Below are 10,848 nucleotides of genomic sequence, written 5' to 3' on the forward strand. Positions count from 1 at the left end.
AAACAAAAGCAATAACAAAAGCTAAAACTCAAAGAAAATAAACGGAAAACACAAAAGAAAAAGCAAAGACAAAAGCAACAGCAAAAGCAAAAGCAAAAACAAAAGCAAAAGTAAAAACAAAAGCAAAAGTAAAAACAAAAGCAAAAGTAAAAACAAAAACCCAAACTTAGTCAGGTATAAAGAGGCAAAAATTATAAAAAAGAGAAAAGACAATAAGTGAGATTAAGCAAATAGGTAAGCTAAAGTGCATAGCAAGGTAAAGCGATAGACAAGATTAAGAGGATTTGCAAAAAACAAAAAAAGCCTAAAAGCAAAGATAATAAATGCTTAACTCAGCAACAAAGCCTCTCTAAAAAGAACTCAGCTACTGCTAATTTTTTCCATTCAATTTAGGTAAAATTGTCTTAATTATTGCTATAATAGGCAAAGCAAAAGCGAGAACTAAAATCTTTTTCTCTAAACTAATTAGCTAGTTTTTTTAGCAAAAAACTGACATCACTCTACTTATTTTAATCATTCTACTTTACCTCCAAGGATAAAGTTTTAATTTTTATTTATTCTCGCTCTAGAATTTACTCACTCTAATTTTAATGTTAGGTCTGTTTACAGACTATTTATCTTTTTTATGACCAATTCTTGTCCTGTACAGATTTTTACCGATCTGTCCTATACTCAGCTCCCCCTTGAGTATCAAAAAGAAACACTTGACGCTCGGCAAGTAAAGCTTGTCTTTACTGCCACTAGCAAACTAAAAACTTTTCTTGAGGCATATATTGCCAAGTTTAATACTTATCCAGGTCCAGCTCTCGATTTAAGTTTTCTTGATCTTTCTGAGTTAGATAACCTTGACTATCTTTTTGCTTCGCAAGCTTTGCTTGAGAACCAGCCAGAAATGCAAGCTCGCCCCTTAAACCTCGACTTTAATAGTCTTGATTTAAAAAATATAACTTCTCTGCAAGGAACCTTTATGGGCGTTGAACTAGTCACTGACCTTAGTCAACTTGATGTTTCTCGAGTAACAAACATGAGTTATCTTTTTGCTCAGGCTGTCTTTTCTCATCCTAACCTTGGCTTGGCTAACTGGAATGTAGCTCAGGTTACCAATATGTCGTTTATGTTCCAAGGTGCTTGCTTTAAGTATCCACAAGATCTAGAAAACTGGAATGTTGCCCAAGTAACTAATATGCAAAATATGTTTGCTTTGGCAAGTAATCTTGGAGATCTTAGTTTAGCCTCTTGGCAAGTAGGACAAGTAACTAACATGAGTGCCATGTTTAAAAAAGCTCATGACTTTAATGGTAATCTAAGCCAATGGAATACCGCAAAAGTAACACAAATGCAAGAAATGTTTTACTATGCTAATGCCTTTAATTGTGATTTGAGTTATTGGGATGTCTCTCAAGTAACAGATATGACTCGAATGTTTGCTTATGCAAGTAACTTTACTTGTGATTTAAGTTTTTGGGATACTCGCAAAATTAAACACCGCAAAGATGTTTTTGTTGGTGCAACAAAATTCATGTCTGCTTATAAAAAAAGATCTCGATATCATCAGGCTCGTTTTAGCGATATTAGTTATAGTCAGTTACCTGAGATCTTACAAGAACAGCGCTTAAACCCTCAGCATGTGCAAATTACTTTTACAAGCCAAGATAAGTTAGAAGATTTTGTTGAGGTTTATCAAGCTAGGTTTCCTCAAGCTAAAGATCTAAGTTTTATTAGCTTGCAGGTCGAGACTTAAACGTAATTAAAAGACAGGAAGTTTTTGTTCTTGTCTTTTTTTGTTTTAAGGGGATGATTATTCCCTTTACTTGATATAATAACCAGGGTCATGAGGAAGATTAGAGTTTCTCTCCTTTTGCTTATTTATTCAAAGATACTACTAGATTTTTATATTCTCAACTTAAAAACCAATATGAAACACTTAAATCTTATTCTTAGCTTAGGTGCTTTAGGTACAGTTGCTGCTATTGGGGCTGCTTACTTTACCTATGATATTGAGTACACTGCTACAGATCCTACTTACGATCAACTTCCAGAAAAACTAAGAAAAAAAAGAATCAATCCTGCAAGAGTAGAATATACTTTTACCACAACCGAAAGCTTAAAAAGCTTTCTTAATAGCTATATAAATAAATTTAATAATCCTAAAGGTAAAGCCTTAGATCTTAGCTTTATCAATATGTCCCATATAGATAATATTGATCGCCTTTTTGCTGGAACCTACGAAAAGAGTGATACAGGCTTTATCAATCGCTGCACTAGCTACTCTTTTACAGGGGTTAATATCGACTTTAGCACTTTTGATACAAGTAACGTAAAATCTATGCAAGAGACCTTTGCTTGTGCAAATATCGATAATAGTGATTTAAGTAAACTAAACACTTCTAATGTAACTAACATGAGTTGGATGTTTGCTAAAGCAGATAAATTTAACCAAAATATTGGTAACTGGGATGTGTCTAAAGTTACTGATATGAGTTGGATGTTTTATTATGCAAGCTCCTTCAACCAAAACATTGCTAACTGGGATGTATCAAATGTAACTGATATAAGTAGAATGTTTTATTTCGCATCTTCATTCAACCAAAACATCAGTAACTGGGATGTATCTAAGGTTACTAATATGAATGCGATGTTTCGGGGAGCTTCTTCATTCAACCAAAACATAGGTAGCTGGAATGTATCTAATGTTACTAATATGAGATATATGTTTTCTGGGGCAAATTATTCTCCACACAAATTCAACCAAAACATCAGTAACTGGGATGTATCTAAGGTTACTGATATGACTTCAATGTTTTATTATGCAATTTCCTTCAACCAAAACATCAGTAACTGGGATGTATCTCAAGTTACTGATATGAGTTATATGTTTTATGAGGCACAAGCATTCAACCAAAGCATAGGCAACTGGGATGTATCTCAAGTTACTGATATGAGTTATATGTTTTATAATTCAAGATCATTCAACCAAAGCATAGGCAACTGGGATGTTTCTAAGGTGACTAATATGAGGAATATGTTTTATAATGCAAGATCATTCAACCAAAACATCGGCAACTGGGATGTGTCTAAGGTTACTAATATGAGTGAGATGTTTATGGGAGCCTCTTCATTCAACCAAAACATCGGTAATTGGGATGTATCTAATGTGACTAATATGAGCAGGATGTTTAGTTATGCCAGATCCTTCAACCAAAACATCAGTAACTGGGATGTATCTAATGTGACTAATATGAACAGGATGTTTTATGGTGCAAGATCCTTCAACCAAAACATTAGCACCTGGAATGTATCTAAAGTAACTGATTGGGATTCTACCTTTATGTATGCTGATAACATGAAAAGAGAAAACAAACCGCCTCGCTTTATATATTAAGCAATAATTTCTTCTTTACAAAGTACCCCTTTACTTTTTTATGGGGTACTTATTTTTTACAAAAAACTCTAACTACCTAAATTCTACAGTTTCTTTTTACACCTTTAGCTTTTCTTTTTCTTTCTTTTCTTGCCTTTTGTACCTTATCTTGTTCTTACCTTTTATTGTTTTTTATCCTAAATTTTTACCCTTTCTTACTTTTTACCTTTTACTTTTCTTTTGCCTTTGTTAACTAACTTTTATTTAGAATAAGATAACTTTTCATTTACCTGTTGCTTTCTTGGAGATCTTAGTTTAGCCTCTTGGCAAGTAGGACAAGTAACTAACATGAGCGCCATGTTTAAAAAATCTCATGACTTTAATGGTTATCTAAGCCAATGGAATACCGCAAAAGTAACGCAAATGCAAGAAATGTTTTACTATGCTAGTGCCTTTAATTGTGATTTGAGTTATTGGGATGTCTCTCAAGTCACGGACATGACCCGAATGTTTGCTTATGCAAGTAACTATACTTGTAACACTAGTTAGCTACTAAAATTTCTTATGGCCGTTTGAGGTTTGTTTTTTCTAATATCCAATTATTAGTTAAATCCAAGTTAGAAAAAAAACAAGCTTAACAAAAGTTTAAAAGTCCTTTACACCTTACTTTTATATTTAAACACATATTCTTGATATAATAATCTGGGTCATGAGGAAGATTAGAGTTTCTCTCCTTTTGCTTATTTATTCTCCGATACTACTAGATTTTTATATTCTCAACTTAAAAACCAATATGAAATACTTAAATCTTATTCTTAGCTTAGGTGCTTTAGGTACAGCTGCTGCTATTGGGGCTGCTTACTTTACCTATGATATTAAGTACAGAGCAACAGATCCAACTTACGCTCAACTTCCAGAAAAACTAAAAGAGCAAAGAATCAATCCTAGAAGAGTTGAACTTACTTTTACCACAACTGAAAGCTTAAAAAACTTTCTCAATAGTTACATAGAGAAGTTTAATGAACCTCAAGGTCAAGCCTTAGATCTTAGCTTTATCAATATGTCCCACATAGATAATATTGATCGTCTTTTTGCAGGAACCTACGAAAAGAATGATATTGGCTATATAGAAAACTGCACTAGCTACTCTTTTACAGGGGTAAATATCGACTTTAGCACTTTTGATACAAGTAACGTAAAATCTATGCAAGAGACCTTTGCTTGTGCAAATATCGATAGTGATTTAAGTAAACTAAATACTTCTAATGTAACTAACATGAGTTCTATGTTTGCTAGAGCAGATAAATTTAACCAAAATATTGGTAACTGGGATGTATCTAAGGTTACTGATATGAGTTGGATGTTTTTTTGGGCAACAGCATTCAATCAAAACATTGGTAACTGGGATGTATCCAATGTAACTGATATGAGTAAGATGTTTAATTTTGCAAGATCCTTCAACCAAAATATAGGTAATTGGAATGTATCTAAGGTTACCAATATGAATTTGATGTTTTTTTATGCAAGCTCCTTCAACCAAAACATCGGTAACTGGGATGTGTCTAAGGTTACTAATATGAGTGGTATGTTTCATGCTGCAATATCATTCAACCAAAACATCGGTAACTGGGATGTGTCTAAGGTTACTAATATGAGTGGTATGTTTCATGATGCAAGATCCTTCAACCAAAACATCGGTAACTGGGATGTGTCTAAGGTTACTAATATGAGTGGTATATTTTCAGAAGCAAGAGCATTTAACCAAAACATCGGTAACTGGGATGTATCTAAGGTTACTGATATGAGTTATATGTTTTATCTGGCAAAAGAATTCAACCAAAACATCGGTAACTGGTATGTATCCAAGGTTACTGATATGAGTCATATGTTTTACAATGCTTCTTCCTTCAACCAAAACATCGGTAACTGGGATGTTTCTAATGTTACTAATATGAGAGAGATGTTTAATGAGGCAAAAGCATTCAACCAAAACATTGGTAACTGGGATGTATCCAATGTGACTGATATGAGTCGGATGTTTTACAATGCTTCTTCCTTCAACCAAAACATCGGTAACTGGGATGTGTCTAAGGTTACTGATATGAGTTGGATGTTTAGGGAGGCCTCATCATTCAACCAAAACATCGGTAACTGGGATGTATCTAAGGTTACTGATATGAGTTATATGTTTAGTAATGCCTCATCATTCAACCAAAACATTGGCAACTGGGATGTGTCTAAGGTTACTGATATGAGTTGGATGTTTTACAATGCTTCTTCCTTCAACCAAAACATCGGTAACTGGAATGTATCCAATGTGACTGATATGAGTTATATGTTTTACAGGGTTACAGCATTCAACCAAAACATCGGTAAGTGGAATGTATCCAATGTGACTGATATGAGTTATATGTTTTACAGGGCTACAGCATTCAACCAAAACATCGGCAACTGGGATGTGTCTAAGGTTACTAATATGCATAGGATGTTTGCAGTTGCAGAAGCATTCAACCAAAACATTGGTAACTGGGATGTATCTAAGGTTACCAATATGAGTGAGATGTTTAGAGATGCAGCATCATTCAACCAAAACATCAGCAACTGGGATGTATCCAAAGTAACTAGTTGGTTTGATATATTTAAAAATGCAGATAATATGCAAGAAGAAAACAAACCACCTCGCTTTAGATAGTAAGCAATAATTTATTCTTTACAAAGTACCCCTTTACTTTTTTCTGGGGTACTTATTTTTTTAGCAAAAAATTCATCAATTAAACATACTTTGTTTGGTACATTGAGATTTGCAGTTTTATTACTTTACCTTGTTCGCTTTCTTGTCCTTCTTGTTATAATAAGTGCATAATTTTTACGAAAATAGATAGTTATTTTGTCTGAAAATACAGGAAGTTGATTTTATGATAATTTCTTTAATTTTTTGATGAATTAAATGCGACCTTCCTTCTTATTTAACTTTTCAACCTAACATAACTTTACTCAACTTAAATAGTTTTCTATGAAAAAACTCAAACTCTTCCTCGGTCTTGGTCTAGTAGCTTCAGCTACTGCTATAGGAGCAGGCTATTTTACTTATAATGCAAAATATAGAGCAACTGACCCTATCTTTGCTCACCTCCCTAATAAAATCAAAGAACAAAGAATTGATTCTACAAAAGTAGAACTTACTTTTACTACAATAGAAAGTCTCAAGAGATTTCTCAATAGTTACATAAGTAAGTTTAATGATCCTAGAGGACAAGCTTTAGATCTTAGCTTTATCAATATGTCCCACATAGATAATATTGATCGTCTTTTTGCTGGAACCTACAAAAAGAATGATATTGGCTTTATAGAAAAATGCACCAGCTACTCTTTTACAGGAGTAAACATCGACTTTAGTACTTTTAATACAAGTAACGTAAAATCTATGCAAGAAACCTTTGCTTGTGCAAATATCAATAGTGATTTAAGTAAACTAGACACTTCCAATGTAACTAACATGAGTTATATGTTTGCTAGAGCTGATAAATTTAACCAAGATATTAGTTTTTGGGATGTATCAAAAGTTACTAATATGCAAGGGATGTTTTATGGTGCAAGTTCATTTAATCAAAATATTAGTAACTGGGATGTAGCAAATGTAACCAATATGAGCTCTATGTTTCATGAGGCTTCATCATTCAATCAAAACATCGGTAACTGGGATGTATCCAATGTGACTAATATGAGTTATATGTTTTCTGGAACATATGAATTTCCACACAAATTCAACCAAAACATCGGTAACTGGGATGTATCAAGGGTTACTAATATGAGCGGGATGTTTTATGAAGCAAGATCCTTCAACCAAAACATCGGTGACTGGGATGTATCCAATGTGACTAATATGAGTAATATGTTTGCTGGGGCATTTCGTTTTCCACACAAATTCAACCAAAACATCGGTAACTGGGATGTGTCTAATGTCACTAATATGAGTAGGATGTTTAGTTATGCCTCATCATTTAACCAATACATCGGTAACTGGGATGTATCAAATGTGACTAATATGAGTTATATGTTTTCTGGAACAAATGAATTTCCACACAAATTCAACCAAAACATCGGTAACTGGGATGTATCTAAGGTTACTGATATGAGTGGGATGTTTTCTTCTGCAAGATCATTCAACCAAAACATAGGTAAATGGGATGTATCTAAGGTTACTGATATGAGTTTTATGTTTAATAGTGCATCATCATTTAACCAAAACATCGGTAATTGGGATGTGTCTAATGTGACTAATATGAGATATATGTTTGCGTCAACATATGATTTTCCACACAAATTCAACCAAAACATCGGTAACTGGGATGTATCTAAGGTTACTAATATGGGTTCTATGTTTAAGGAAGCTTATTACTTCAACCAAAACATCGGTAACTGGGATGTATCCAATGTGACTTATATGGGAAGTATGTTTGCAGGTGCCTCTTCATTCAACCAAAACATCGGTAAATGGGATGTATCTAAGGTTACTGATATGAGTCGGATGTTTTACAATGCTTCTTCATTCAACCAAAACATCGGCAACTGGGATGTTTCTCAGGTTACTGATATGAGAGAGATGTTTTATAAGGCAAAAACATTCAACAAAAACATTGGTAAATGGGATGTATCTAAGGTTACTAATATGAGTAGTATGTTTAATGAGGTGCAATTATTCAACCAAAACATAGGTAACTGGGATGTATCTAAGGTTACTGATATGAGCTCTATGTTTGCGGGAACATATGATTTTCCACACAAATTCAACCAAAATATAAGCAACTGGAATGTATCTAAGGTTACTAATATGAGGGGGATGTTTTTCCAAGCCTCATCTTTCAACCAAAACATCGGTAACTGGGATGTGTCCAATGTGACTAATATGAGTTATATGTTTGCAGGGGCAAAAGCATTTAACCAAAACATCGGTAACTGGGATGTATCTAGGGTTACTAATATGAATTCAATGTTTTCGGAAGCCACCTCATTTAACCGAAACATCGGTAACTGGGATGTATCTAAGGTTACTGATATGAATGGAATGTTTTATTATGCCACCTCTTTCAACCAAAACATCGGTAACTGGAATGTATCTAAGGTTACTTATATGATCGGGATGTTCTTTGGGGCAACAGCATTTAACCAAAACATCCGTAACTGGGATGTATCTAATGTTACTAGTATGAGTTTTATGTTTACAGGAGCTTCTTCATTCAACAAAAACATCAGTAATTGGAATGTATCCAAAGTAACGGATTGGGATGATATCTTTTTCTATGCAAATAATATGAAAAGAGCAAACAAACCACCTCGCTTTAGATAGTAAGCAATAATTTCTTCTTTACAAAGTACCCCTTTACTTTTTTCTGGGGTACTTATTTTTTCGCAAAAATTCATCAATTAAACTTACTTTGTTTGGTACATTGAGATTTGCAGTTTTATTATTTTACCTTGTTTGATTTCTTGTCCTTCTTGTTATAATAAGTGCATAATTTTTACGAAAATAGATAGTTATTTTGTCCGAAAAGACAGGAAGTTGATTTTATGCTAATTTCTTCAATTTTTTGATAAATTAAATTAGACCTTCCTTCTTATTTAACTTTTCAACCTAACATAACTTTACTCAACTTAAATAGTTTTCTATGAAAAAACTCAAACTCTACCTCGGTCTTGGTCTAGTAGCTTCAGCTACTGCTATAGGAGTAGGCTATTTTACTTATAATGCAAAATATAGAGCAACAGACCCTATCTTTGCTCAACTCCCTAATGAAATCAAAGAGCAAAGAATTGATTCTACAAAAGTAGAACTTACTTTTACCACAATAGAAAGTCTCAAGAGATTTCTCAATAGTTACATAAGTAAGTTTAATGATCCTAGAGGACAAGCTTTAGATCTTAGCTTTATCAATATGTCTAAATTAGATAATATTGATTATCTTTTCACCGAAACTTTTGAAAAAGATGATAATGGTGCCCCAAAAGAATGTAGTAGCTATGCTTTTGCCCAGGTAAATATAGACTTTAGTACTTTTGATACAAGTAAGATAAAATCTATGCAGTATACCTTTGCTTGCACTATTATCGATAGCGATCTTAGTAAGCTGAATATTTTAAATGTAACTAATATGAGCTATATGTTTGCTAGAGCTGATAAATTTAACCAAGATATTAGTTTTTGGGATGTATCAAAAGTTACTAATATGCAAGGGATGTTTTATGGTGCAAGTACATTTAATCAAAATATTAGTAACTGGGATGTAGCAAATGCAACTAATATGAGTTCGATGTTTTCTGGGGCAAAATCATTTAACCAAAACATCGGTAACTGGGATGTGTCTAAGGTGACTAATATGAGTTATATGTTTAGTAATGCCTCATCATTCAACCAATACATCGGCAACTGGGATGTATCTAAGGTTACTGATATGAGTTATTTGTTTTCAGGAGCAAAATCATTTAACCAAAACATCGGTAACTGGGATGTATCTAAGGTTACTGATATGAGTGAGATGTTTAGTAATGCATCATCATTTAACCAAAACATCGGCAACTGGAATGTATCTAAGGTTACTGATATGAGTCGGATGTTTTACAATGCTTCTTCATTCAACCAAAACATCGGTAAATGGGATGTATCTAAGGTTACTAATATGAGTGAGATGTTTAATGAGGCAAAAGCATTTAACCAAAACATTGGTAACTGGGATGTATCTAAGGTTACTAATATGAGTTGGATGTTTAATGAGGCAAAAGCATTTAACCAAAACATTGGTAACTGGGATGTATCTAAGGTTACTAATATGAGTGGGATGTTTAATGAGGCAAAAGCATTCAACCAAAACATCGGTAACTGGGATGTATCTAAGGTTACTAATATGGGTTCTATGTTTGAGGAAGCTTATTACTTCAACCAAAACATCGGTAACTGGGATGTATCTAATGTTACTAATATGAGAGAGATGTTTAGAGGAGCTTATTACTTCAACCAAAACATCGGTAACTGGGATGTATCTAATGTGACTAATATGTGGAGTATGTTTGAAAGAGCCTCATCATTCAACCAAAACATCAGTAACTGGGATGTATCTAATGTGACTAATATGAACAGGATGTTTTATGATGCAAGATCCTTCAACCAAAACATTAGAAACTGGAATGTATCCAAAGTAACGGATTGGTATAATATCTTTAGCTATGCAAATAATATGAAAGGAGAAAACAAACCACGCTTTAGATAGTAAGCAGTAATTTATTCTTTACAAAGTACCCCTTTACATTTTTATGGGGTACTTATTTTTTCGTAAAAAACTCTAACTACCTAAATTCTATAGTTTCTCTTTACCCCTTCAGCTTTACTTTTTCTTTTTTTCTTGCTTTTTTACCTTCTCTCGTTTTTTACCTTCTCTTCCTTTTTACCTTCTCTTGTTTTTTACCTTCTTTTCTTTTTTATTTTCTCTTACTTT

General features: G+C 33.3%; 5 protein-coding genes and 1 pseudogene. All 6 read left to right on the forward strand.

Annotated features, from left to right (window positions below):
• Nucleotides 1–625: 625 nt before the first annotated feature.
• Entirely contained in the window at nucleotides 626–1,741 is a 1,116-nt protein-coding gene (locus CJP74_RS03455) for a BspA family leucine-rich repeat surface protein (RefSeq protein ID WP_119496871.1), read from the forward strand.
• Nucleotides 1,742–1,915: 174 nt separating this feature from the next.
• Nucleotides 1,916–3,382, forward strand: coding sequence for a BspA family leucine-rich repeat surface protein (locus tag CJP74_RS03460; protein ID WP_222986880.1), 1,467 nt, complete (start codon nucleotides 1,916–1,918; stop codon nucleotides 3,380–3,382).
• A gap of 303 nt (nucleotides 3,383–3,685) precedes the next feature.
• A pseudogene (locus CJP74_RS03465) lies at nucleotides 3,686–3,910 on the forward strand (BspA family leucine-rich repeat surface protein); the annotation flags it as partial.
• Between the two features lie 244 nt (nucleotides 3,911–4,154).
• Nucleotides 4,155–6,053 carry a BspA family leucine-rich repeat surface protein gene (locus CJP74_RS03470; RefSeq protein WP_222986882.1) on the forward strand — a complete coding sequence of 633 codons (1,899 nt, stop codon included), beginning with the start codon at nucleotides 4,155–4,157 and terminating at the stop codon, nucleotides 6,051–6,053.
• Nucleotides 6,054–6,374: 321 nt separating this feature from the next.
• Nucleotides 6,375–8,708: a BspA family leucine-rich repeat surface protein gene (locus CJP74_RS03475; RefSeq protein WP_119496875.1), complete on the forward strand. Its 2,334-nt coding sequence runs from the start codon at nucleotides 6,375–6,377 to the stop codon at nucleotides 8,706–8,708.
• Between the two features lie 319 nt (nucleotides 8,709–9,027).
• Nucleotides 9,028–10,623 (forward strand): BspA family leucine-rich repeat surface protein, encoded by a 1,596-nt coding sequence (locus tag CJP74_RS03480; RefSeq protein WP_222986885.1) that lies wholly within the window; start codon nucleotides 9,028–9,030, stop codon nucleotides 10,621–10,623.
• Nucleotides 10,624–10,848: the final 225 nt, after the last annotated feature.

Origin of the sequence: Psittacicella melopsittaci, assembly GCF_003585925.1 — a bacterium.
Lineage (GTDB): Bacteria > Pseudomonadota > Gammaproteobacteria > Enterobacterales > Psittacicellaceae > Psittacicella > Psittacicella melopsittaci.

Bases quoted from the DNA above. Each gene is read 5' to 3' on its own strand.
- CJP74_RS03475 (WP_119496875.1), top strand. From the start codon at position 6,375: ATGAAAAAACTCAAACTCTTCCTCGGTCTTGGTCTAGTAGCTTCAGCT.
- CJP74_RS03480 (WP_222986885.1), top strand. From the start codon at position 9,028: ATGAAAAAACTCAAACTCTACCTCGGTCTTGGTCTAGTAGCTTCAGCT.
- CJP74_RS03455 (WP_119496871.1), top strand. From the start codon at position 626: ATGACCAATTCTTGTCCTGTACAGATTTTTACCGATCTGTCCTATACT.
- CJP74_RS03470 (WP_222986882.1), top strand. From the start codon at position 4,155: ATGAAATACTTAAATCTTATTCTTAGCTTAGGTGCTTTAGGTACAGCT.
- CJP74_RS03460 (WP_222986880.1), top strand. From the start codon at position 1,916: ATGAAACACTTAAATCTTATTCTTAGCTTAGGTGCTTTAGGTACAGTT.